26 protein-coding genes are annotated in these 22,023 nt (G+C 74.7%); 16 read left to right on the top strand and 10 right to left on the bottom strand.

What is annotated here, in order from left to right:
• Positions 1-7 precede the first annotated feature (7 nt).
• On the bottom strand, positions 8-718 hold the full coding sequence (locus E1200_RS33560) for a DUF6882 domain-containing protein (RefSeq protein WP_165950237.1): 711 nt from the start codon (positions 716-718) through the stop codon (positions 8-10).
• Positions 719-842: 124 nt separating this feature from the next.
• Between E1200_RS33560 and E1200_RS07470 the strand changes: the two genes are divergently transcribed.
• Positions 843-1,433: a hypothetical protein gene (locus E1200_RS07470; protein ID WP_243708394.1), complete on the top strand. Its 591-nt coding sequence runs from the start codon at positions 843-845 to the stop codon at positions 1,431-1,433.
• Here E1200_RS07470 and ybaK read toward each other — a convergent pair.
• Together ybaK and E1200_RS07460 are read right to left on the bottom strand one after the other, a co-directional pair.
• Positions 1,317-1,850 carry a Cys-tRNA(Pro) deacylase gene (gene ybaK / locus E1200_RS07465; RefSeq protein ID WP_131951064.1) on the bottom strand — a complete coding sequence of 178 codons (534 nt, stop codon included), beginning with the start codon at positions 1,848-1,850 and terminating at the stop codon, positions 1,317-1,319. The two genes, E1200_RS07470 and ybaK, sit on opposite strands and share 117 nt — an antisense overlap.
• A 23-nt stretch (positions 1,851-1,873) precedes the next feature.
• Entirely contained in the window at positions 1,874-2,536 is a 663-nt protein-coding gene (locus E1200_RS07460; protein ID WP_131951063.1) for an LON peptidase substrate-binding domain-containing protein, read from the bottom strand.
• Between the two features lie 168 nt (positions 2,537-2,704).
• Between E1200_RS07460 and E1200_RS07455 the strand changes: the two genes are divergently transcribed.
• The 8 genes from E1200_RS07455 to hisF all read left to right on the top strand — a co-directional run bounded on the left by E1200_RS07455 (position 2,705) and on the right by hisF (position 8,997).
• Positions 2,705-3,517 (top strand): PhzF family phenazine biosynthesis protein, encoded by an 813-nt coding sequence (locus E1200_RS07455; RefSeq protein WP_131951062.1) that lies wholly within the window; start codon positions 2,705-2,707, stop codon positions 3,515-3,517.
• A 67-nt stretch (positions 3,518-3,584) separates the two neighbouring features.
• Entirely contained in the window at positions 3,585-4,892 is a 1,308-nt protein-coding gene (gene hisD, locus E1200_RS07450; protein ID WP_131951061.1) for a histidinol dehydrogenase, read from the top strand.
• Entirely contained in the window at positions 4,889-6,037 is a 1,149-nt protein-coding gene (locus E1200_RS07445) for a histidinol-phosphate transaminase (RefSeq protein ID WP_131951060.1), read from the top strand. Before hisD ends, E1200_RS07445 begins: the two co-directional genes overlap by 4 nt.
• Positions 6,034-6,627 carry an imidazoleglycerol-phosphate dehydratase HisB gene (gene hisB, locus E1200_RS07440; RefSeq protein ID WP_131951059.1) on the top strand — a complete coding sequence of 198 codons (594 nt, stop codon included), beginning with the start codon at positions 6,034-6,036 and terminating at the stop codon, positions 6,625-6,627. The genes E1200_RS07445 and hisB overlap by 4 nt, the downstream gene beginning before the upstream one ends.
• A 3-nt stretch (positions 6,628-6,630) precedes the next feature.
• Positions 6,631-6,801, top strand: coding sequence for a hypothetical protein (locus E1200_RS33555; protein ID WP_165950236.1), 171 nt, complete (start codon positions 6,631-6,633; stop codon positions 6,799-6,801).
• Positions 6,798-7,433, top strand: a complete 636-nt coding sequence (hisH, locus tag E1200_RS07435) for an imidazole glycerol phosphate synthase subunit HisH (protein WP_131951058.1) — start codon at positions 6,798-6,800, stop codon at positions 7,431-7,433. Before E1200_RS33555 ends, hisH begins: the two co-directional genes overlap by 4 nt.
• 86 nt (positions 7,434-7,519) lie before the next feature.
• The gene (gene priA / locus E1200_RS07430) at positions 7,520-8,239 is read left to right on the top strand and encodes a bifunctional 1-(5-phosphoribosyl)-5-((5-phosphoribosylamino)methylideneamino)imidazole-4-carboxamide isomerase/phosphoribosylanthranilate isomerase PriA (RefSeq protein ID WP_131951057.1); all 720 of its coding nucleotides are present in this window, start codon (positions 7,520-7,522) and stop codon (positions 8,237-8,239) included.
• Complete coding sequence (hisF, locus tag E1200_RS07425; RefSeq protein ID WP_131951056.1) at positions 8,236-8,997, top strand: imidazole glycerol phosphate synthase subunit HisF; 762 nt, start codon at positions 8,236-8,238, stop codon at positions 8,995-8,997. Before priA ends, hisF begins: the two co-directional genes overlap by 4 nt.
• Before the next feature lie 23 nt (positions 8,998-9,020).
• Here the strand turns inward: hisF and E1200_RS07420 are convergent, their stop codons facing one another.
• Positions 9,021-10,658, bottom strand: a complete 1,638-nt coding sequence (locus E1200_RS07420) for a CocE/NonD family hydrolase (protein ID WP_131951055.1) — start codon at positions 10,656-10,658, stop codon at positions 9,021-9,023.
• 225 nt (positions 10,659-10,883) lie between these two features.
• On the opposite strand from E1200_RS07420, the gene E1200_RS07415 reads away from it, so the two are divergent.
• Positions 10,884-11,495, top strand: a complete 612-nt coding sequence (locus E1200_RS07415) for a hypothetical protein (protein ID WP_131951054.1) — start codon at positions 10,884-10,886, stop codon at positions 11,493-11,495.
• Here E1200_RS07415 and E1200_RS07410 read toward each other — a convergent pair.
• Positions 11,485-12,660, bottom strand: a complete 1,176-nt coding sequence (locus E1200_RS07410; protein ID WP_131951053.1) for a winged helix DNA-binding domain-containing protein — start codon at positions 12,658-12,660, stop codon at positions 11,485-11,487. The genes E1200_RS07415 and E1200_RS07410 overlap by 11 nt on opposite strands.
• 19 nt (positions 12,661-12,679) lie before the next feature.
• Entirely contained in the window at positions 12,680-13,021 is a 342-nt protein-coding gene (locus E1200_RS07405; RefSeq protein ID WP_165950235.1) for a hypothetical protein, read from the bottom strand.
• Positions 13,022-13,146: 125 nt separating this feature from the next.
• On the opposite strand from E1200_RS07405, the gene E1200_RS07400 reads away from it, so the two are divergent.
• Positions 13,147-13,779 carry a hypothetical protein gene (locus E1200_RS07400; RefSeq protein ID WP_207933226.1) on the top strand — a complete coding sequence of 211 codons (633 nt, stop codon included), beginning with the start codon at positions 13,147-13,149 and terminating at the stop codon, positions 13,777-13,779.
• On the opposite strand, the gene E1200_RS07395 is transcribed toward E1200_RS07400, so the two are convergent.
• The 4 genes from E1200_RS07395 to E1200_RS07380 form a co-directional block, all read right to left on the bottom strand.
• On the bottom strand, positions 13,752-14,237 hold the full coding sequence (locus E1200_RS07395) for a hypothetical protein (RefSeq protein ID WP_131951051.1): 486 nt from the start codon (positions 14,235-14,237) through the stop codon (positions 13,752-13,754). The two genes, E1200_RS07400 and E1200_RS07395, sit on opposite strands and share 28 nt — an antisense overlap.
• A gap of 72 nt (positions 14,238-14,309) precedes the next feature.
• Positions 14,310-15,581 (bottom strand): hypothetical protein, encoded by a 1,272-nt coding sequence (locus E1200_RS07390; RefSeq protein ID WP_243708393.1) that lies wholly within the window; start codon positions 15,579-15,581, stop codon positions 14,310-14,312.
• A gap of 55 nt (positions 15,582-15,636) precedes the next feature.
• Positions 15,637-17,355 (bottom strand): ABC transporter ATP-binding protein, encoded by a 1,719-nt coding sequence (locus E1200_RS07385; protein WP_131951075.1) that lies wholly within the window; start codon positions 17,353-17,355, stop codon positions 15,637-15,639.
• 89 nt (positions 17,356-17,444) lie between these two features.
• Positions 17,445-19,292, bottom strand: a complete 1,848-nt coding sequence (locus tag E1200_RS07380; protein WP_131951050.1) for an ABC transporter ATP-binding protein — start codon at positions 19,290-19,292, stop codon at positions 17,445-17,447.
• A gap of 137 nt (positions 19,293-19,429) precedes the next feature.
• On the opposite strand from E1200_RS07380, the gene E1200_RS07375 reads away from it, so the two are divergent.
• From E1200_RS07375 to E1200_RS07355, 5 genes are all read left to right on the top strand, one after another.
• Positions 19,430-20,140, top strand: a complete 711-nt coding sequence (locus E1200_RS07375) for a TIGR03085 family metal-binding protein (RefSeq protein WP_207933225.1) — start codon at positions 19,430-19,432, stop codon at positions 20,138-20,140.
• 251 nt (positions 20,141-20,391) lie between these two features.
• Complete coding sequence (locus E1200_RS07370) at positions 20,392-20,598, top strand: cold-shock protein (protein ID WP_018657218.1); 207 nt, start codon at positions 20,392-20,394, stop codon at positions 20,596-20,598.
• Positions 20,599-20,737: 139 nt separating this feature from the next.
• The gene (gene hisI / locus E1200_RS07365; protein ID WP_131951048.1) at positions 20,738-21,124 is read left to right on the top strand and encodes a phosphoribosyl-AMP cyclohydrolase; all 387 of its coding nucleotides are present in this window, start codon (positions 20,738-20,740) and stop codon (positions 21,122-21,124) included.
• Positions 21,125-21,140: 16 nt separating this feature from the next.
• Positions 21,141-21,761: a TIGR02234 family membrane protein gene (locus E1200_RS07360; RefSeq protein WP_131951047.1), complete on the top strand. Its 621-nt coding sequence runs from the start codon at positions 21,141-21,143 to the stop codon at positions 21,759-21,761.
• Positions 21,758-22,023 (top strand): response regulator (locus tag E1200_RS07355; protein ID WP_131951046.1); only part of this gene is annotated, 266 nt, incomplete at its 3' end. The genes E1200_RS07360 and E1200_RS07355, both read left to right, overlap by 4 nt.

The raw sequence follows: 22,023 nt of genomic DNA, 5'->3' as shown, positions 1-22,023 counted from the left end.
AGGCGCTCTAGCGCCTGACCGCCAAGGGCTCTGCAATGAGCTCCGCTTTCCAGTTGACGAAGCGGCCGAGGCCGTCGAAGGTGGCGCGGGCGGTTCCGCCGCCGGGGAGCGGGGCCTCGGTCAGCACGTCGGTCTGCCGGTACGGGACGCGGTGGTGGGACAGCAGGCCCGCGAGGGTCAGCCGCGGTTCGTGCGGGAACAGTGCGGCGGCGTTGGCCAGCAGGCGGGGGACGGTGACGGCGTCCCATCGCGCGGGCGGCGCCTGCGGGTCGTCGACGTGGAGGTAGGCGGAGCCGCCGTCGTAGCCGGCGCCGATGTATCCGCCGCCGCCGAGGACGCCGCCGGCGGCCATCGCGACGAGTTCGCCGCCGTGCCCGGCGGGGCCCTCGTACCAGGACAGGTCGACCTCGGGGGTGGTGAACTCGGTGATGCCGAGCCGTTCGCCGAGGGCCCGGATGCCCAGCGTGGGGGCGACGGCGGGGTGCGCGTCGCCGAACTGGGGGTTCGCCCAGCCCCACAGCCAGGTCCGCTCGCGGGCGGCGTAGCTGCCGAGCAGTGAGACCCGGACGGTGACGCCGCCGCTGGAATAGGTGCGGGCGGTCAGGTCGGCGCTCCAGTCCTCGCGCGGCAGGAACTCGGCGAGCGTCTCCTGCTGCTGCAGGACGACGGCCGCCAGCGCGGCGCCGAGGCGTTCGAACGCGGGACTGAATCCGGACATGTCGGGCACATTATCCCAGTAGTCGAGGCGATCGTGGGCCGGAATCGGGCAGGCTAGGCTTTCGCTGTCAGTGGACTCACATCTAGGAGCGTACGAGGTGCGGGGACGCGCGGGGAGGCTCTGGGTGACGAGGCCCTGGGCGGCTGGAGTGGTCATCGCCGCCATCATGGCCCTCCTCGGCCCCGTCGCGGGGCTGCTCTGGGCCGCCACGGTCCCCGAGGTGACGTATGTGATCGTCCAGGGTGAGGTCCTCCTCGCCGACCCGGAAGGCCAGGGCCCGATCGGGGCGGACGTGCGGTTCGCCGCGATATGCCTGGTCGCGGGCCTGCTGTGCGGTGCCGCCGGCTACGCGGCGGGCGGCCGCGGCAACGACATCGCGCTGCTGCTCGGGCTGGCGGCGGGCGGCTGCGCCGCGGCCGTGCTCGCCTGGCGGACCGGCCACCTGGTCGGGCTGGCGGACTTCCAGGAGGCGGTCCGGACGGCGCGCGACGGGAGCACCGTGACCGGCGTCGCCGACCTGCGCGCGAGGGGCCTGCTGGTCGGCTGGGCGCTGCCCGCCGTCGGCGCGTACGGGCTGCTGGAGCTGGTCGTCCGGCGGCTACCCGCGGGCGATAGGGGCGACCTCGGCGCCGGTGAGGCGGACGAGGTCGGCGGGCACGAGTTCGATCTGGAGGCCGCGCCGGCCGGCCGAGACGTAGACGGTCCCGAGCGCTGACACCGACTCGTCGACCACGGTCGGCAGCGTCCGGCGCTGCCCGAGCGGGCTGATCCCGCCGACGACGTAGCCGGTGGCGCGCTCGGCGTCGCGGGGGTCGGCCATCCGCGCCTTCTTGCCGCCCGCGGCCGCGGCGAGCGCCTTCAGGTCCAGGGTCGCCGAGACGGGGACGACGCCGACGGTCAGCCGCCCGTCGACCTCCGCGAGCAGCGTCTTGAACAGCCGCCCGTGCGGGACGCCGAGGGCGTCGGCGGCGGCCTCCCCGTAGGACTCGGCGTCCGGGTCGGCCTCGTAGGAGTGCAGCGTGTACTCGATCCCGGCCTGGGCGGCGGCGACGGTCGCGGGCGTGCCGGTGCCGCCGCGGCCCGCCCTGCCGCCCTTGCCCGCCTTGCCGCCCTTGGACTTCGCGGTGCTCATGGGGGCAGTCTCCCGCGTTCGCGTCAGTTGGGGTGGAACGACCCGTCCAGGAACTGCCCGGCGGGGATCATGGGGAGCACGTCCAGGATGCGGTTCTCCCTGGCCAGCAGGTCGCGTTCGGCCTCCAGGCGGAGGGTGGCGTCCTCGCACTCCAGCAGCCGCTGCTTGTCGTGGCCGTCCAGGACGAGCGACGCCGCGATCATGTAGGAGAGGGCGACCGGCTCGGCGGGCACCGTCTCCTCGCCGAAGGCGCCGGCCCCGGCGGCGGCCATGCGGTGCCGGTACAGCCGGTACAGCCGGTGGACCCGCCGCGCGACGGCCCAGGGGTCCGCGCCGAGCTCCTCGGGGAGGTACTCGACCTCGCCCTGCAGGTAGGGGCGGGACCGGTCCAGCTCCTTCAGCCGGAACCGCCGCGAGCCGACCGTCACGATGTCGTACCGCCCGTCGGGGTGCCGGGTGCTCTCGCGCAGCTCGGCGACGCAGCCGACCTCGGCGAGCCGGTGCGCCGCGCCCTCGCCGACCTCGTGGCCGAGCTCGATGCCGACGACGCCGAAGCCGCGGGGCTCGGGCCGGTCCAGCAGGTCGGAGACGAGCCGCCGGTACCGGTCCTCGAACAGGTGCAGCGGGAGGACGAGCCCTGGGAACAGCACGGTGCCCAGGGGGAACAGGGCGAGCCGCTCGGTCACACTTCATCTCCCACGCTGTCCGGGCGCCCCGGGGAAGACGCCTCGCCTACGCCAGCGTACGTCCAACTGAATGATCTTGGTAAGGGCTCGTTTTTCACACTGTGAAGCCGCGGAGTCATCTCGCCGGTCAAGACGGCGGCGCCCGGGGCGGCCGGTAGCGTCGGCGGCATGAGGATGCTCGTCGTGGACGCCTTCACCGACCGCCCGTTCGCAGGCAACCCCGCCGCGGTGTGCCTGCTCCAGGACGCCGCCGGCGCCGGCTGGATGCAGCGGGTCGCCGCCGAGATGAAGCACGCCGAGACGGCGTTCGTCCGCCCCGTCGACGACCCCGGCGCGGAGTTCGAGCTGCGCTGGTTCACACCCCTGGTGGAGGTCGCGCTGTGCGGTCACGCGACCCTGGGCGCCGCGCACGCCCTCTACACCACCGGGACCGCGCCGCCCGGCGCGCCGATTCGCTTCCGGACGCTGCGGAGCGGCGTCCTCACCGTGACCCGGGACGAGGCCGGCGGCCTGTCGATGGACTTCCCCGCCTGCCCGCCCGACCCCGTCGACGTCCCCGCCGGGCTCGCCGAGGCGCTCGGCGTGCCCGTGCTCGCGGCCGGGCGCAACGTCCAGAACGACGTGCTCGCCGAGGTCGCCGACGAGGCGGCCGTCCGCGGGCTCGGCCCCGACGTCGCCGCGCTCGCCGCCATCGACGCCCGCGGCGTGATCGTCACCGCGGCGGCGGAGCCCGGCCGCGACCACGACTTCGTGTCCCGGTTCCTCGCCCCGCGGGTGCTGCCCGGAGACGGCGAGGACTCCGTCACCGGCTCGGCGCACTGCGCCCTCGCCCCGTACTGGGCCGGGCGCCTCGGCCGCGACACCATGACCGGCTTCCAGGCGTCGCCGCGCGGCGGGTACGTCGGGGTGGCGCTGCGCGGGGACCGGGTCGCCCTCTCCGGCGCGGCGGTGACCGTCCTGGACGGCGAGTTCCTGGCGTGACCGACACCTCCGTCTCGGCACCTGAGACACGGGGCGGGCGGTGGATCGCACTCCGTAGACTGGACGTGTGATTTCCCGAACCGACCTGCGCGGCTCGCTGCCCGGCGACCTGCGCTCCGTGCTGCCCCGCGCCGAACTCGACGTCGAGGCCGCCCTTGCCAAGGTGCGGCCGATCTGCGAGGACGTCCGGCATCGGGGCGCCGCGGCGGTCCGGGAGTACACGAAGACCTTCGACGGGGTGGAACTGGACGCGGTCCGGGTCCCGGTCGAGGACGTCCACCAGGCCCTCGCCGCCCTCGACCCGGCCGTCCGCGACGCGCTGGAGGAGAGCATCCGCCGGGCGCGGCTCGTCCACCGCGACCAGCGCCGCACCGACGTCACCACGCAGGTGGTGCCGGGCGGCACCGTCACCGAGCGCTGGATCCCGGTCGGGCGGGTCGGCCTGTACGTGCCGGGCGGGAACGCCGTGTACCCGTCCAGCGTGGTCATGAACGTCGTCCCCGCGCAGGAGGCCGGCGTCGCATCCCTCGCCGTCACCTCGCCCGCGCAGCGCGACTTCGGCGGCCTGCCGCACCCGTCGATCCTCGCCGCGTGCGCGCTGCTCGGCGTCGACGAGGTGTACGCGGCCGGCGGCGCGCAGGCGATCGCGATGTTCGCCTACGGCACCGAGGAGTGCCCCCGCGCCGACCTCGTCACCGGCCCCGGCAACGTCTACGTCGCCGCCGCCAAGCGGCTGCTCAAGGGCGTGATCGGCATCGACGCCGAGGCCGGCCCCACCGAGATCGCGATCCTCGCCGACGCCACCGCCGACCCCGTCGACGTCGCCGCCGACCTGATCAGCCAGGCCGAGCACGACACGCTCGCCGCCGCCGTGCTGGTCACCGACTCGGCGGCGCTCGCCGACGAGGTCGAGACCGAGCTGAAGGCGCAGGTCGCCCGCACCCGGCACACCGAGCGGATCACCGAGGCGCTCGCCGGCCGGCAGTCCGGCATCGTGCTCGTCGACGACGTCGAGGCGGGCCTGAAGGTCGTGGACGCCTACGCCGCCGAGCACCTGGAGATCCACACCGCGGACGCCGCCGCCGTCGCCGCCCGCGTCCGCAACGCCGGGGCGATCTTCGTGGGGCGGCACGCGCCGGTCTCGCTCGGCGACTACCTCGCCGGGTCCAACCACGTCCTGCCGACCGGCGGGTGCGCGTGCCACTCGTCCGGGCTGTCGGTCCAGTCGTTCCTGCGCGGCGTCCACGTCGTGGAGTACGACCGCGACGCACTCGCGGAGGCCACGGCCCGCGTCGTCGCGCTCGCCGAGGCCGAGGACCTGCCCGCCCACGGCGCCGCGCTGAAGGCCCGCTTCGATTGGACGATCCCGTCGTGACCTCCCTCGGCGACCTGCCGCTGCGCGACGACCTGCGCGGCCGCGAACCCTACGGCGCGCCGCAGCTGGACGTCCCGTACGCGCTGAACACCAACGAGAACCCCTACCCGCCGTCCGAGCGGCTGGTGAAGGCCCTCGGCGACGCCGTCATGGACGTCGCCGGGACGCTGAACCGCTACCCCGACCGCGACGCCGTCGCCCTCCGCGAGGACCTCGCCGCCTTCCTCAACACCGACACCCCCGGCGCCGGGCTCACCGCCGCCCGGGTGTGGGCGGCGAACGGCTCCAACGAGATCCTCCAGCAGATCCTGCTGGCGTTCGGCGGGCCGGGCCGCACCGCGCTCGGCTTCGAGCCGTCCTACTCGATGCACCCGGTCATCACCGGGGTGTCGGGGACGCGCTGGATCGGCGCCCACCGCGACGAGGACTTCGGCATCGACCCCGCCCGCGCCGTCGCGGCCGTCCAGGAGCACCGCCCCGACGTCGTGTTCCTCACCTCGCCGAACAACCCGACCGGGACCGCGCTGCCGCTGGAGACGATCGAGGCCGTCGCGGGCGCCGCGCCGGGCATGGTCGTCGTCGACGAGGCGTACGGCGAGTTCCGCCGCGCGGAGACGCCGTCCGCGCTGACGCTGCTGGACGACCACCCGCGGCTGATCGTCACCCGGACGATGTCCAAGGCGTTCGCGATGGCCGGGACGCGGCTCGGCTACCTGGCCGCCGCCCCCGCCGTCCTCCATGCGCTGCTGCTCGTCCGGCTGCCCTACCACCTGTCGGCCGTCACCCAGGCCGTCGCCCGCACGGCCCTCGCCCACCGCGAGGAGCTGCTGGGCGGCGTCGACGCGCTGCGCCGCGAACGCGACGACCTCGTCGCGTGGCTGCGCGGCGAGGGCTTCGCGGTGGCCGACTCCGACGCCAACTTCGTCCTGTTCGGGACGTTCCCGGACCGCCGGAGGGTCTGGGAGGACCTGCTCGAACGCGGCGTGCTGATCCGCGAGGTCGGGCCGCCCGAGTGGCTGCGGGTCACCGTCGGCACCCCGGCGGAGATGGCCGCGTTCCGCACCGTACTCCGCCAATCACGAGGGGGGGCGACCCCCCACGCCCCCCGTGCCGACTCCGTCGGCAATAGTAAGGAGAGTCAGTGAGTCGCAAGGGAAGGATCGAGCGCGGGACCAAGGAGACCCAGGTCCTCGTGGAGATCGACCTCGACGGGACCGGGCAGGTCGACGTCGCGACCGGCGTGGGGTTCTTCGACCACATGCTGGCCCAGATCGGCAAGCACGGGTCGTTCGACCTCACCGTCAAGACCACCGGCGACCTGCACATCGACAGCCACCACACGATCGAGGACACCTCCATCGCGCTCGGCCAGGCGTTCCGGGAGGCGCTCGGCGACAAGGCCGGCATCCGCCGCTTCGCCGACGCGTCGATCCCGCTGGACGAGGCGCTCGCGCAGGTCACCGTGGACGTGTCGGGCCGCCCCTACCTCGTGCACGTCGAGCCCGAGGGCATGGCCCCGATGATCGGCCCCGACTACGACACCACGATGACCCGGCACATCTTCGAGTCGTTCGTGTCGAACGCGCGGGTGGCGCTGCACATCCACGTCCCGTACGGGCGCAACGCCCACCACATCGTCGAGGCGCAGTTCAAGGCCCTCGCCCGCGCGCTGCGCGACGCCGTCGCGTTCGACGCGAAGGTGCACGGCATCCCGTCCACCAAGGGAGCCCTGTAGCCCGTGGAGATCGGCGACCTGAACTTCTCCTACGGCAACATCGCGCTGCTCGCGCTCGCGGTGTTCCTGCTGGCGGGCGTGTACAGCTTCGTCAAGCAGGGCCTCAAGATCGCCGCGCTGATCGTGCTCGTCCTCGCGGCGCTGGCGGCCACCGGGGGGTTCCTGTGGGCGTGAAGGACATCGTCATCCTCGACTACGGCTCGGGGAACCTGCGCTCGGCCGAGCGCGCCGTCGCCCGCGCGGGCGCCGACGTGACGGTCACCGCCGACTGGGACGCCGCGCTCGCCGCGGACGGCCTGGTCGTCCCCGGTGTCGGCGCGTTCGCCGCGTGCATGGCGGGCCTGCGCTCGGTGCGCGGCGACCAGCTCATCGGCCGCCGCCTGGCCGGGGGCCGGCCCGTCCTCGGCATCTGCGTCGGCATGCAGATCCTGTTCACCAAGGGCATCGAGCACGGCGTCACCACCGAGGGCTGCGACGAGTGGCCCGGCACGGTCGACCGCCTCGACGCGCCGGTCGTCCCGCACATGGGCTGGAACACGGTGGACGCCCCCGAGGGCACCACCCTGTTCCGCGGCCTGGCGGACGCCCGGTTCTACTTCGTGCACTCCTACGCCGCCCGCCGCTGGGACCTGGAGCCCGACCCGACCGGCCTCATCGCGCCCCCCTTGGTGACCTGGGCCGAACACGGCGGCCGCTTCGTCGCCGCCGTCGAGAACGGCCCCCTCTGCGCCACCCAGTTCCACCCGGAGAAGTCCGGCGACGCAGGCGCCGAACTCCTCCAGAACTGGCTCAGAACCCTCGGCTGAGCCGTACCTCTCGCGAACGGTGAACGACCCCCGGACCCGCGCGGTGTGCGTTCGGGTCCTTTCGGCAGCATGGATAAGGTTTCCGCATGACTTTGACGCTCCTTCCCGCCGTTGACGTCGCCGACGGCCAGGCCGTGCGCCTGGTGCAGGGCGAGGCGGGCACCGAGACCTCCTACGGCGCCCCGCTGGAGGCGGCGCTCGCCTGGCAGCGCGCCGGGGCGGAGTGGATCCACCTCGTCGACCTGGACGCCGCGTTCGGGCGCGGGTCCAACCGGGAGCTGCTCGCCGAGGTCACCGGGAAGCTGGACGTGAAGGTGGAGCTTTCCGGCGGCATCCGCGACGACGCGTCGCTGGAGGCGGCGCTCGCCACCGGCTGCGCCCGCGTCAACATCGGCACCGCCGCGCTGGAGGACCCGGCGTGGTGCCGCAAGATCATCGCCTCGCACGGGGAGAAGATCGCGGTGGGGCTGGACGTGCGGGGCACGACGCTCGCCGCCCGCGGCTGGACGCGCGAGGGCGGCGACCTGTGGGAGGTCCTCGCCCGCCTGGAGGAGGACGGCTGCCCCCGGTACGTCGTCACCGACGTCACCAAGGACGGCACGCTCCGCGGCCCCAACACCGAGCTGCTGCGCGAGGTCTGCTCGCGGACCGACAAGCCCGTCATCGCGTCCGGCGGCGTCTCGTCCCTGGACGACCTGCGCGCGCTGGCGGGCCTCGTCCCGGACGGCGTCGAGGGCGCGATCGTCGGGAAGGCGCTCTACGCGGGGGCGTTCACGCTCGAAGAGGCCCTGGAGGCCGTCAAGTGACCGTGGCCGTGCGGGTGATCCCGTGCCTGGACGTCGACGCCGGGCGGGTGGTGAAGGGCGTCAACTTCCAGAACCTGCGGGACGCGGGCGACCCCGTCGAGCTCGCCCGCCGCTACGACGCGGAGGGCGCCGACGAGCTGACGTTCCTGGACATCACCGCGTCCAGCGGCGACCGCTCCACGACCTACGACGTCGTGAGCCGCACCGCCGAGCAGGTGTTCATCCCGCTGACGGTCGGCGGCGGCGTCCGCACCGTCGAGGACGTCGACCGGCTGCTGCGCGCGGGGGCCGACAAGGTGTCGATCAACACGGCCGCGATCGCGCGGCCCGAGTTCCTCCGCGAGGCCGCGCACCGGTTCGGGTCGCAGTGCGTGGTGCTGTCGGTCGACGCGCGGCGCGCCGAGGGGACCTCGTCCGGCTTCGAGGTCACCACGCACGGCGGCCGGCGGGGCACGGGCATCGACGCGATCGAGTGGGCCCGCCGCGGCCAGGAGCTCGGGGTCGGCGAGATCCTGCTGAACTCCATGGACGCCGACGGCACCAAGGCGGGGTTCGACCTGGAGATGCTGCGCCGCGTCCGCGAGACGGTGACCGTGCCGGTGATCGCCAGCGGCGGCGCCGGGGCCGTCGAGCACTTCGCGCCCGCCGTGGCGGCCGGCGCGGACGCCGTCCTCGCCGCCAGCGTCTTCCACTTCGGCGAGCTGAAGATCTCCGAGGTCAAGTCCGCCCTGCGCGGCGCGGGGCATCCCGTCCGCTGACCCCGCCGAGCTCGGCGGTGCGGTCAGCCGGCCACGCTCAGGATGATCGCCGACGGGTGGTCCGGGTCGTGGAAGACCTCCTGCTCGGCCGCGACCATCCGGGTCGCGGTGGCCAGCGGGTCGCCGGTGCCGGGGTTGGCGGCGACCTTGGGGTGGGCGCCGCTGGTGACGTGCACGCGGACCCGGTGGCCGCGGGCGAAGCGGTGCGCGGTGGGCCACAGGTCGACGGCGATGCGGCGGACGCCGCCCGTCCCGACCGGCTTCTCGGCGGCGGCGGGGAGCCGCAGGCCGCCCTCGCAGACGTTGCGGGACGTCCCGTCCGGGGCGACGTCGCAGAGCCGGACGATGAAGTCGGTGTGCGCGCGGTCGGAGCGGACGAACAGGTCGGCGCCGACCGGGCCGATCACGTCGAGGTCGTCCGCGAGGGGCGGCGAGCTGAACACCAGGACGTCCGGGCGCCGCTCCAGGGGCCGGTTGTCGACCGGGCGGGAGCTGCCGAGCAGGGTGGGGCCGCCCAGCGCGGGCGTCGGGCGCGCCGGGTCGAACCGGTACGTGCTCGCGGGGGCGGGCGCGGGGCCGTCCTCGCCGAGGCCCCGGCCGGCGTGCAGGTGCCAGCGGATCTGGCGCGCGCCGGGCGGCGGCCAGTCGCGGAAGTCGCGCCACTCCCGCGCGCCCGTCACGTAGACGCGGACGGGGTCGGCGCGCAGCCCCGAGGGGTCGCCGAGCAGGTGGGCGCGGAACCAGGCGAGCGACTCGCGCAGCGCCGGGAGGCCGTGCCTGGCGTCGGTGTGCCACCAGGGGCCGATCGTGAGGTACGGGGCGTGCCCGGCGGCGCGCAGCGCCAGGTAGTCCTTGATCTGCCAGGGCAGGAACACGTCGTACCAGCCGCCGAGGAGGTGCACGGGCGCCTCGACGCTGCCGACCGTCCCGCTGAAGTCGCGGGTGTCCCAGTAGCCGTCCGCCGCCGCGTGGTTGGCGAGGACGTCCTGGTAGAAGCGCATCGGCTTGCCGCCGGTCAGCACGTCCAGCTCGGCGAGGGGACGGCCGGAGTGGGCGGCGCGCACGGCGCGGCGGCGGGACAGCAGCGGCGCCGTCAGCATCCCGAGCCGCTGCGTCTGCCGGTGCGTGAGGTCGGTCCAGGTGAGGGTGGACTCCAGCGCGAACGACCCGCCGACGTAGGCGGCGTCCCGGAACGAGGACGCGGTGATCTGCAGGGACATCGCCTTCAGCTCCGGCCCCGCCTCGGCGGCGAGCGCCCAGGCGGAGTAGCCGAGGTAGCTGGCGCCGTAGGTCGCGAACGCGCCGTGGAACCACGGCCGGCTCTTCAGCCACCGCACGGTGGCGAGCCCGTCGGCGTGCTCGCTGCCGAGCGGGTCGAACTCCCCGCCGGACCCGGAGGTCCCGCGGGCGCTCTGCACCACCAGCTGGAAGCCGAACGGGACGAGCAGCAGGCCGTTGGCGAGCGCGGCCGGGCCGCGGCGCCCGTACGGGGTGCGCACCAGGATCGTCGGCGGGCGCACGGCGCCGGCCGGGACGTACCGGTCGGCGAGCAGCGTCACGCCGTCCGGCATCGGGACGGGGATGTCCCGCTCGACGGTGTAGGGGGCGAGTCCGCGGCGGAGCCGGGCCGGTGGCGCGGGCAGGCGGTCCCACGGGGCCATGCTGCCTCCTGAACGGCTGTCGCCGGGTATGCCGACTCTTTGCTACTAGTTAGTAAGGTAGCCGGTCCGGGCGACTGCGAACGCCGCCGGCCGGACCTGCCGGGCCCCCATTCGAGACGCGCCCGAACGCGGCGATCAGCAGCCCTTTGCAAACGCCATCCCTGGCGGTGGTGCGAACTTGTCTGAGATCGTTGCGTTTTCGTGCAACCGGCAGGGGGGAAGCCGATGTGGCCCGGATCCGGCCCGCCGACGGGGCCGCGGCCCGCGTGGCGGGGCCAGGAGGGGCCGCCCCGGGCACGGGAGCGGCCCGTCACGCCCGGCGCCGGCTGGTACGCCCTGCCCGCCCTGCTGCTGCTCGTCGCGACCGCGGGATGCGCCGCGGTGTTCGCGCTGCTGTGGGACGAGTCACGCATCGCGCACGGCCCGGCGGTGACCGGCGACCCCGTCTCCGGCCTGCGCGTCCAGCTCGCCGACGGCCACGGCTACTTCCTCTACGTGCGCGCCGGGCGGTCCTCGCCGTTCGCGTGCTCGGTGGAGCTGCAGGGCCGGTCGGGGCACATCCAGCTGACCCGGCAGAACTCCTGGAGCGCCGCGGAACGCCCCGCCTTCCGCTACACCGCCACGTTCGTGTCGCCGGTGACCGGCGCGGCGGTGCTCCGGTGCGGCGGCACCGAGGGCCCGCTGCTCGTCGTGCCGGACGACACCGTCAACGACTACCTCGGGTTCGTGCTGCGCGCGGCGGCCGGGCTCGCCCTGTCCGCGGCCGCCGCGTTCGCCGTCATCGCCGTCCGCCGCGGCGGCGCCAGACGCAGGGCGGCCGCCCGCGTCAGGACGTGAGCTCCCGCTCCAGCGGTGTGCGGAAGCGGGGCGTCGCGCGGATGTCGCCGTACCAGCCCGCCACCCGCTCGGCCTCGCGGCCGATGGCCGCCTCGGCGTCGGCGCCGGCGTCCTCCAGGAGGCGGACGGCGATCTCGCCGTCCTTGCGCTGCGCCCAGCCGCCGACGACGCGGCCGTCCCACCAGACCGTCGGGCCGATGTTGCCGTTCCGGTCGAACAGCCGCGGGCCGTGCTCGCCGAGGAACCAGCCGCGCTCCCGCCAGCCCATCGGCGTCGCGTCGAGGGCGGGCAGCAGCGCGGCCCACGGCTCGGGCACCGGCGCGGGCTCCAGGTCGTCCGACAGGACCACGCCGGTGGCCCCGCCGAGGTCGACCTCGGTCACGTCGAGGAGCGCGAGGGCCTCGCGGACGTCGCCCGCGGTCCAGCCGGTCCACCATTTCAGGTCGGCGACGGGCGCGGGCCCGAACGCGCGCAGCCAGCGGCGCACCAGCTCCGCGCGGGCGGCACCGGCCGGGACCTCCGCGATGCCTCCGGGCAGCCAGGTCTCGATGGGCGACCACCGGTACTGGCTGCTGATCCACGTCCCGTTCGGGCGCCCTCGGACGATGCGCCCCGCGCACCCGAGCGTGACCAGGATCCACGTGGTGACGTTCCCGGGCTTGGAGTACGGCTTGCCCGGGGAGGGGTCGACCTGCGTGCGCAGCAGCGGCTCGTCCGCGCTGAGCTGCGCGCCGGTCGCCGTGCCGCGCGCCAGCAGCGCCCGGTGCGCGGCCTCCTCCGCCTCCGCGAACCAGGAGGCGGCGTCGGTGATGTCGCTGCCCCGCTCGATGATCCGCGCGTAGGCGGCGCGCTGCCGGACGGCCAGCGCGTCCGCCGTGGACGCCTGCAGCACCGGGACCAGCTCGACGGGCGCGACGAACATCGTCCGGCGCATCGCGAGCATCCGCAGCAGCGTCCGGTCGTCGTACAGCGCCCGCTCCACCGCCGCCGGGCCGATGCCGGTGCTGCGGGCCGCGACCGACAGGAACACGGTGGCCGGGTCGGTCGCGTGCAGCACCACCAGCGACCGCGCGATCCCGGGGACGTCATCCGTCCTGGCGGGGAGGGACAGCCGGTGGCGCACGCCGAGCCGGGCCCGGCGCTCCGCGACGTTCATCGAACGCATGAGCGAATTCTAGCGGGGGTCAGCCGCCGCCGCTGTTGGAGATCTTCACGACGACCTGGTCCTCGGTCACCGACTGCACCGACACGTCGAAGCCCTCGGACTGCTCGCCCTCGCCCACCGGCACCGTCACGGTCTGCCCCGCGATCCGCAGCGTGACCATCTGGCCGCGGACCTCCACCAGCTCGGCCTTCACACCGAGGATGGACGCGCTCGCGTCGACGCCGCGGTCGAACGTGACCGTGCAGGAGTTCAGGCCGCACTCGGTGCTGCTGTTCTCGCCGCCGCACGCCGCGGCGGCGCCGAGCGGCAGCAGGACGAACGGGAGGACGGCCAGCTTCCGCCGCAGGGGAGTGGAGATCATGACGGCGAGTCTATGGGGAGCCCCCCTCCGGCGGACCCTCCGCGGGGCGGATTCGCGCGGCACGGATGTGGTACTCGGCGGTGACGCAACTGGATCCGCGGGGGACATCGTGTTTCGCTGGAGCGGTGATCAGTGACGACGCGGTGGAGTCGCTGCCGGTGGTCGGGCCGGTGGTGTGCGCCGCGCTGGGCCTGGAGGCGCGCGCCGTCCGCCGCGGCCTCACCCGCACCCCCGTCGTGGTCGTCGGCTACCGCGCCCGCCGCGCCGACCGGCTCCCGGACGACTGCGCCGCCCTGGTCACCGTCGGCTTCGGCGGCGCGCTCGACGCGCGGCTGCGCCCGGGCGACGTCCTGGTCGCCGACGAGATCCGCGGCACCGCACCGGGGGCCGCGCCGGTGCCGTGCAGCGCCCCGCGGCTGCTCGCCGAGGAGCTGATCAGGGACGGCCTCAGCGTCCAGGTGGGGCCGCTGGTCACCACCGGGCGCATCGTCCGCGGCCGGGAACGGGCCGCGCTCGCCGCGGGCGGGGCGCGGGTCGCGGACATGGAGTCCGCGCCGGTCGCCGCGCGGGCCGGCGCCCGGCCGGTCGCCGCGGTCCGGGTCGTCGTCGACGGCCCCGGGCATCCGCTGCTGCACCCGGGCACGATCGGCCGTGGCCTGGCCGCGCGGCGCGTGCTGTCGCGCACCGGCCCCGCCCTGGAGCGCTGGGGGGTCCTGCTCGTCAGCGGGGCTCAGCCCCCGTGCCCTCCCGAGCCGTGACCGTCCCCCTGGCCGCCGGACCCGTGCCCGTCGCCGTGCCCGCCCTTCCCGTCGCCCCAGCTGTGGTCGTCACCGTGGACGATCTTCCCGCCGAGGTCCTTGCGGATCGTCTGCAGCGTCTTCTCCTCGCTCACCACGATCCAGCTCGCCCCGACCAGGTACGCGCCGCCCCAGGGCTTGGCCTCCTCCAGCCACGTGTTCATCTTCTTGTCGGAGACGAAGCTCATCAGGACGTAGCGGCCCAGGTCGTTCTTGCAGTTCCCCTGCTCCATGTCGGCCACCTTGCGCTTGCCGGTGACAGAGCAGTTCGTCTGCTCGGCGAGCTCCTGCAGGCTGGCCGGCTCGGGCTCCTTCGGGTCGCCGGAGCCGCCGCAGGCGGCCGCCAGCGGTAGCGCCAGCGCCGCGGTGGCGCAGAGCAGGGCCTGCCTCTTCGGGACGAGACGGTGTCGGGGACTCATCGCTTCCTCCGGGGTTTACGCGCGATTCAGGAGGTCTATACGCGCGCCGCCCCGGCGGGGTTCACCGGAGTCTCAGGTGATCAGGCGTGCCGCCGCGGCGGCACGGACGCCGTCCTCCTCGGCGGGGTCGTGGTGCAGCCGCTGGAGCCGCAGCCGCGTCTCGCGCGTCAGCGGCGCGCATCGGGCGGCCTCCTGCCGCGCCCCCTCCTCGCAGTCCCAGAGCCCCTCGACGGTGTAGCCCTCCGCCGTGTGCGGGGCGGTCCGTGTCAACGCGGTCAGTATCCGCGGTCTCAGATAGGCATAGGGGGACTCGGTCCAAGCGGACTTCAGCAGCGGGACGGCCTCCCCGGCGCGCAGCCGGCCGAGCCCCACGACCGGGTTCGCGGCCGCCCGCCACTCGCGCTCATCGAGGGCGGTGCGCAACTCGTCCATCAGCAGCGGGACGTCCTGGCGGGTGCCGTAGCGCGCGAGGATGCTCAACCCCAGCTCCGCGCGGCCGTCGCGTCCCGCCGCCCACACCCGCGCCCGCGGCAGCGTCTCCGGCCCGTACTCGCGCAGCGCCCGGCGCACGGCACTGCCGAACCTGCTCGGCCCCGGGTCGCGGCCCTCCCGCGGCAGCAGCTCCTCGGCGAGGTCGAGCAGCGCGAGCGTCCGCCGCCGGCCCAGCTCGAAGATCGCCGCGAGGGCGCCCTCCCCGCGGCCCCGCGCGACCGCCAGCAGCTCCTCCTCGCTCTGCCGCTCCCGCCCGGCCGCGGTGACCAGCGTCCGGCGCGCCGCCCTCCCGGCCTCCCGCCGGCGCGCCAGGGCATCGGCGATCCGCGGCTGCCGCGCCGCCCACGCCTCGATCACGGGGTTCGGCGCCGCCGGAATCAGCATCTCCAGATCGGTGTCGTCGCACCGGGCGGCGACCGACCCCTCCAGGTCGGCCGTGAGCGACGGGTCCCCGAGGTGGATCAGCTCCTCGACCGCGTCGAACCAGTGCGCGCCCTCCTCGGCGTACCGCCGCAGCGGCGCGGCCGCCTCCCGCCGGCTCAGCCGGACCAGCTCCGCCAGCACCCCCAGCGCCAGGTCCACCCGCCAGTCGTCCCCGTCCGACAGGTCGGACGGATCGAACAGATGCGCCGCCACCGGCCCCGCCGGCATCTCCAGGTCGACCATCAGCCGGGCGTAGTACAGCCGCCGCGACTCGCACTGGTGGTCCCACCGCGGATCCCGCCGGACGCAGTCGTAGACGTACTCGCCCGCGCCCCGCATGTCCGCCGCGCGCCGCGCGGCCCTCCCGAGACCCCGCTGCAGCTGACCGTGCAGCGTGTCCGCCGATTCCAACACGACTCCGTAGCTCACCCCAGCAGAATGCGCACGAGACCAGATACCGGGCAAGTGTTTATCGTCCCGGAGGTCACAGGGTTCTTTGGGCCGTCCAGGAGGCGTGGAGGTCGGCGTAGACGCCCGGCCGGGTCACCAGGTCCTTGTGGGGGCCGCGCTGGACGATGCGGCCCGCCTCGAAGACGATCACCTCGTCGGCCGCCTCGGCCGTGGAGAGGCGGTGGGCGATGGCGATCGCGGTGCGGCCGCGGGTCGCGCCGTCCAGGGCCCGCTGGATGCGGACCTCCGTGGCCGGGTCCACCGCGGAGGTCGCCTCGTCCAGGACCAGGAGGTCCGGGTCGGCGATGTAGGCGCGGGCCAGCGCGACCAGCTGCCGCTCGCCCGCCGACAGGGACTCGCCGCGCTGGCCGACCGGCGTGTCCAGGCCCGCGGGCAGCCCGCCGAGCCAGTCGGCGAGGCCCAGTTCGGTCAGCGCGAGTACGAGCTCGTCGTCGGAGGCGTCCGGGCGCCCGTAGCGGATGTTGTCCGCCAGGGACGCGTCGAAGAGGAACCCGTCCTGCGGCACCATGACGATCCGCTCGCGCAGCGAGGAGAAGCGGACCCGGTCGAGCGGCACGCCGTCCACGAGGACGCGGCCCGACACCGGGTCCATCAGCCGGGTGAGGAGCTTGGCGAACGTCGTCTTGCCCGAGCCGGTCTGCCCGACGATCGCGACGCGGCTGCGCGGCGCGATGTCCACGTCGACGCCGTGCAGGACGGGCGGCCCGCCCGGGTAGGCGAACCCCACGTCCTCGAACCGCACCTCGATCGGGCCGCGCGGGAGCGTCTCGCCGCCGTCGCCCGGGTCGGCGACGTCCGGGGCGGTGTCCAGCACGCCGAGCACCCGCCGCCACCCCGCGATGGCGTTCTGCGCCTGGTTGAACACCTCGGTCGCCGCCTGCATCGGGCTGACGAACAGGGTGACCAGGAACAGGAACGCGACCAGCTCGCCCGCCGACACCTCACCGGCGATGCCGAGCAGCGTCCCGGCGATGACGACCGCGGCGGTGGCCACGGCGGCGACCAGCTCGCTCACCGGGAAGGTCAGCGCGACCATCGCCTGCGCGCGGGTCTGCGCGTCGCGGTGCGCCTCCACGGTCCGCTCCACGCGCCGCCCCGTGCGGGCCTCCGCGGAGTACGCGCGGATGACCGCGGCGCCGACGACCGATTCGCTGACCGCCGCCAGCATGTCGGCCGTCCGCTCCCGGACCAGCATGTACGCCCGCGACAGGACCCGCTGGAACAGGCGCAGCGCGAACGCCAGCGGCAGGAACGACACCCAGACCAGCAGGGCCAGCTGCCACGAGTAGACGAGCATCAGCACGCTCGCCACGAACAGCTGGCCGATCGAGATGAGGAAGATCAGCCCGCCGGACTGCATGAACTGGCTGATCTGGTCGACGTCGCTCGTCACCCGCGACACCAGCGAGCCGCGCCGCTCCCCGCTCTGGGTGAGCATCGACAGGTCGTGCACGTGCCGGAACGCCTTGATCCGCAGCCCCGCCAGCCCGCCCTCGGACGCCTTGTACAGCCGGACGTTCATCAGGTACGCGCACACGGCCGTGACCACCACCGCCGCCGCGCACACCAGGACCGCCGTCCGGATGAAGGCGATGTCCGGGCCGCCGGGGTTCCCGATGCCCTTGTCGATCGTCTGCTGGACGGCGATCGGCACCACCACGCGGCCCGCCGTCGACAGCAGCGCGAGCAGCAGCGTCCCGGTCAGGCCCGCCCGGAACTCCGGGCTCAGCATGATCCCGCGCTTCAGCGTGCTGGGCGCGCCCTCGGTCGTCGAGGCCCCGTCCAGGCCGGTGCCGTCCGCCTTCGCCGTGTCCACCGCGGTCACGCCAGTGCCTCCTCGCCGCCCTCAAGGGCCTCCTGCTCGGCCTCGGCCCGCTCGTAGGCGTTGACGAGGTCGCGGTAGCCCTCCGAGCGCTCCAGCAGCTCGGTGTGCGACCCGCGTGCGGTGACGCGGCCGTGCTCCAGGTAGACGACCTCGTCGGCCAGCGCGATCGTGGCCTTGCGGTAGGCGACGACCACGACGGTCGCGCCGCCCGCCGTGCCGGTGCTCCGCGCCTCCCGCAGGTTCTGCAGGATGCGGGCCTCCACCTGCGGGTCGACGCTGGACGTGGCGTCGTCCAGGACGAGCAGCCGGGGCCGCCGCACCAGCGCCCGCGCCAGCGCGAGCCGCTGCCGCTGCCCGCCCGACAGCGTCGCCCCGCGCTCGCCCACCCGCGTGCCGAGGCCCTCGGGGAGCGCCGCGACGAATCCCTCGGCCTGGGCGAGGCGCAGCGCCTCCCACACCCGCTCGTCGGGCACGTCCAGGCCGAGCGTCACGTTGCCGCGGACGGTGTCGTCGAACAGGAACGCCTGCTGGGGGACGAGCGCCGCCGTGTCGGCGATCCCGCCCTGCGCCACGTCGCGCAGGTCGGTGCCGTCGAGGAGCACCGACCCGTCCGCCGGGTCGACGAGCCGGACCAGCAGCGAGGTGAGCGTCGACTTGCCCGAGCCCGTGGGGCCGACGACCGCGACCGTCCGGCCCGGCTCCGCGGCGAACGACACGTCGTGCAGGACGGGCCGGCCCTCCTCGGCGGACTCGTAGGCGAAGCGGACCTCCCGCACCTCCAGCGCGGTCGCGCCGCCCGCCCCGGAGCCCGCCAGCGTGCCGTCCCCGTACGGGAGGGAGCCGGACGCGTCCAGGACGTTCCGCACCCGCCGCCACCCGACGACGCTGCGCGGCACCTCGCCGAGCACCCAGCCCAGCGCCCGGATCGGCCACGACAGCAGCGTGAACAGGTACGCGACGTTCACCAGGTCGCCCGGCGACATCGCCCCCGACTCCAGCCGCACCGAGCCGATCAGCAGGACGGCGAGGACGCCGAGGTTGGGCAGGGCCTCCAGCACCGGGTCGAACAGCCCGCGGATCCGGCCGACCGCCACGTTGGCGTCCCGCAGCGCCTCGGCGCCCTCGGTGAACCGCTCGGTCTCCGCGGCCTCCCGGCCGAGCGTCTTGACGACCAGGCCGCCCTCGAAGCTCTCGTGCGCCACCTCGCTGACCTCGGCGCGCAGCTGCTGCGCCCGGGTCGCGACCGGCGACAGCCGCCGCTGGTACACCACGTTGATCAGCGCGATCGCGGGGAAGACCAGGAACCCGACGCCGGCCACGACCAGGTCGGTCGCCATGATCGACACCGCCGCGATCAGCAGCATGAACACGACGCCGACCGCCATCGGCAGCGGCGCGATCGGCGCCCACACCGCCTCCACGTCGGCGTTGGCGTTCGACAGCAGCTGCCCCGCCGGGTGCCGGTGGTGCCACGCCAGCGGCAGCCGCAGGTACTGCCGGGTCACCGAGCGCCGGTACTCGGCCTGCAGCCGGTACTGCATGAGGCCCGCGTAGAAGCGGCGCCCCGCCACGCCGATCGCCTTGAGCAGCGCCACCCCCGTGATCGCCGCGGCCGCGGCGGCCAGCGCGCCGGTCGTCGTGCGACCGGACTCGAACGCGGGCAGCACCACCTCCTGCGTCGCCCAGCCGAGCACCGACGCGGACGCCACGGTCATCGCCGCGTACAGCGCGCTGGCGAGCACCGACAGGGTGAAGACGCGCGGCTCGGCCTTCACCGCCACCCACAGCACGCCCGCCCCCTCCCGCAGGACATGCGGGCTGACGCGTCTCGACGCAGGTGGCACGGCGACTCCTTGATCACGGCTGCGGCCCAGGCCGCCCCAGGCGGGACGGGGTTCGGGGACTCGGGGGCCTCGACATGCCTACCATCCGGTACCCCCCGCTTATTCCCGGCCCGCCCGCCGCGACCTACGATCGGGCGATGAGCACGCCCGAGGACGGCCCGGCCGCATCCGCCCCTGAGCCCGCGCCTGCGAGCACCGATCCCGTCCGCCGCGAACGGCTGCTGCTCGCCGGTGCGCTGGCGGCGGCCGGGCCGGACGCGCCCACGAAGTGCGCCGGCTGGGACGCCCGCGACCTCACCGCCCACCTCGTCGTCCGCGAGCGCCGGCCCGACGCGGCGCCCGGAATCCTCCTGCCGCCGCTGGCCGGCTACACCGAACGCGTCCGGCGCCGGACGGCCCGCGCCGTCCCCTTCGAGCGGCTGGTGGAACGGTTCCGGGAGGGGCCGCCGAAGACCTCTCCGTACGCGCTTCCCGGCGTTGACAAAATCGCCAACGGTGTCGAGTTCTTTGTGCATCACGAGGACGTCCTGCGCGCGCGTCCCGACTGGGAGCCGCGGGACATCTCACCGGAACTCGAGGAACTGCTATGGCGGCGGATAAAAATTGCCCGCCTTGTCCTGAGAAAGGTTCATGTCGAGGTAACGCTCGTCCAGCCGGACGGGCGGAGCCTGCACGTCTCCGGCCCCGGCCGGTCGGCCCGGGGAACGGCCGCCGGAGGCGTGCGCGTGCACGGCCCGGTCGGCGAACTCGTCCTGTGGGCGCTGGGCCGCCGGGACGTCGCGAGAGTCCGCGTCACGGGCGACACGGAGGCTGTCAAGGCCCTGACCGAGGCCGGTTGGAGTCTTTAACGAGCAGGTAACGGCGGGGTTCGCCCACGGGAGAATCAAGAACCTTGCGGCTCCTCCGTTTTAGGCGGAAGCGGTGATACGGTGGAGCGGTCGGTTGCAGTCGTGGTTCTCGATCGTTCGTCCAGACGCCCGCGGACTGATGGCAGCGGGCGTTTTGGCTTTTCCGGGACCGTACCGGGGGCGAGGGCGTACCGCAGCGACCGCACGGGCCCGCGAGGTGTGGGCCCAGGTTTTGCCGCAAGGAGAAAGACATGCCCCAGCAGGGCACCGTGAAGTGGTTCAACGCCGAGAAGGGCTTCGGATTCATCGCCGTCGACGGCGGCGGGCCGGACGTCTTCGTGCACTACTCGGCCATCCAGAGCTCCGGCTACCGCACGCTGGACGAGAACCAGCGCGTCCAGTTCGAGGTGACGCAGGGTAACCGGGGTCCGCAGGCTGACCAGGTCGTCCCCCTGTAACACCCGATAGCCGTACGTCTGGGCCCGCCTCCCGTCCGGGAGGCGGGCCCTTTCGTCGCGGGCCCCCGCCGCGCCCCCGCCGCGCCGCTCGCCGCGCCCGCGGCCCCGGACGCCGGCCGACTGCAATAAACTCGCCGACATGTCCGCTCCTCGACCGTCCAATCTGGACCCCAAGATCGCCGACCGGCTGAAGCGCGACCCCGACGGGCTCGTGCCCGCCATCGCCCAGCAGTACGACACCGGCGAAGTGCTCATGCTCGCCTGGATGGACGACGAGGCCCTGCACCGCACCCTCACCACCGGCCGCTGCACCTACTGGTCGCGCAGCCGCCAGGAGTACTGGGTGAAGGGCGAGAGCTCCGGCCACCAGCAGTGGGTCAAGTCGGTCGCGCTGGACTGCGACGCCGACGCGGTCCTGGTGAAGGTCGACCAGGTCGGCGCCGCCTGCCACACCGGCGACCGCACCTGCTGGGACGCCGACGTCCTTCCCGCCGTGGTCGGGGAACGACCCGCCGCGGCGCCATGACGGCGGGGCGCGGCGGATGACCCCCGGGCGCGAACGCGGCCTGGCGGCGCTGCTGTGCGCCGCCGGGGCGGGCCTCGCCCTCCTCGCGGCCGGGCGCACCTGGGCCGTCGTCCGGGCCGAGGACGCGATCACCCCGCTCACCCAGAGCCTCACCGGCGGCGACCTCGGCGGCGCCGCGGGCGCCCTCGGCTGGGCGGGCCTCGCGGGCCTGGCGGCGCTGTTCGCCACCCGCGGCCCCGCCCGCGCGGCCGTCGGCGTCCTGCTCGCCCTCTTCGGCGCCGGGATCTGCTACGCGTCGGCCGCCGCCGTCCAGCGTGCGAACGTGCTGTCCGCCGCGGGCGACAAGAGCGCCCTCATGTCGATCGGCACCGCCCCGGCCGTGGACGTCGGCCTCTGGTGGGCGGTCTCGGTCACCGGCGGCGTCCTGCTCGCCGTGGCCGGTCTCGTCTGCGCCGTCCGCGGCCGGCGATGGCCCGGGATGTCCGCCCGCTACGAGCGTGCGGCCCCGCGCGGAGCCGCCGCCGGCGGCTCCGGGCCGGAGCCGGGGGAGGGCCCGGCGGAGCAGGACCCGTCCGCCATGTGGAAGTCCCTCGACCGCGGTGAGGACCCCACCGCCCGGACGAACGGCCGGCCGTGACCGGCGACGTCGGCGGGCTCGTCCTGGTCGCCGAGCACGACCCCGCGGTCGCCGAGCTGCAGCGCCGCTACCTCGCCCGCGAGGGCTTCGACGTCGAGATCGAGCCCGACCCCGCCCGCGCGCCCATGGCCGCCGGGCGCTCCCGGCCCGACGTCGTCGTGCTCGACCTGTCGGTGTCGGCGCTGCCCGCCGACCTGTACCGGCGGGTGGCGGAGGCCGCGCGGCCCGCCCCCGTCATCGCGGTCACCGGCTCCCCGGACCC

The organism is Actinomadura sp. GC306 (genome assembly GCF_004348665.1).
Lineage (GTDB): Bacteria > Actinomycetota > Actinomycetes > Streptosporangiales > Streptosporangiaceae > Spirillospora.
This window is presented reverse-complemented; position numbering and strand designations above follow the sequence as displayed.

What these genes read in the sequence shown, in the direction of transcription:
- E1200_RS33560 (WP_165950237.1), bottom strand. Translation starts at nt 718, where the DNA reads ATGTCCGGATTCAGTCCCGCGTTCGAACGCCTCGGCGCCGCGCTGGCG.
- ybaK (WP_131951064.1), bottom strand. Translation starts at nt 1,850, where the DNA reads ATGAGCACCGCGAAGTCCAAGGGCGGCAAGGCGGGCAAGGGCGGCAGG.
- E1200_RS07455 (WP_131951062.1), top strand. Translation starts at nt 2,705, where the DNA reads ATGAGGATGCTCGTCGTGGACGCCTTCACCGACCGCCCGTTCGCAGGC.
- priA (WP_131951057.1), top strand. Translation starts at nt 7,520, where the DNA reads ATGACTTTGACGCTCCTTCCCGCCGTTGACGTCGCCGACGGCCAGGCC.
- E1200_RS07420 (WP_131951055.1), bottom strand. Translation starts at nt 10,658, where the DNA reads ATGGCCCCGTGGGACCGCCTGCCCGCGCCACCGGCCCGGCTCCGCCGC.
- E1200_RS07415 (WP_131951054.1), top strand. Translation starts at nt 10,884, where the DNA reads ATGTGGCCCGGATCCGGCCCGCCGACGGGGCCGCGGCCCGCGTGGCGG.
- E1200_RS07410 (WP_131951053.1), bottom strand. Translation starts at nt 12,660, where the DNA reads ATGCGTTCGATGAACGTCGCGGAGCGCCGGGCCCGGCTCGGCGTGCGC.
- E1200_RS07405 (WP_165950235.1), bottom strand. Translation starts at nt 13,021, where the DNA reads ATGATCTCCACTCCCCTGCGGCGGAAGCTGGCCGTCCTCCCGTTCGTC.
- E1200_RS07395 (WP_131951051.1), bottom strand. Translation starts at nt 14,237, where the DNA reads ATGAGTCCCCGACACCGTCTCGTCCCGAAGAGGCAGGCCCTGCTCTGC.
- E1200_RS07385 (WP_131951075.1), bottom strand. Translation starts at nt 17,355, where the DNA reads ATGCTGAGCCCGGAGTTCCGGGCGGGCCTGACCGGGACGCTGCTGCTC.
- E1200_RS07375 (WP_207933225.1), top strand. Translation starts at nt 19,430, where the DNA reads ATGAGCACGCCCGAGGACGGCCCGGCCGCATCCGCCCCTGAGCCCGCG.
- E1200_RS07370 (WP_018657218.1), top strand. Translation starts at nt 20,392, where the DNA reads ATGCCCCAGCAGGGCACCGTGAAGTGGTTCAACGCCGAGAAGGGCTTC.
- hisI (WP_131951048.1), top strand. Translation starts at nt 20,738, where the DNA reads ATGTCCGCTCCTCGACCGTCCAATCTGGACCCCAAGATCGCCGACCGG.
- E1200_RS07360 (WP_131951047.1), top strand. Translation starts at nt 21,141, where the DNA reads ATGACCCCCGGGCGCGAACGCGGCCTGGCGGCGCTGCTGTGCGCCGCC.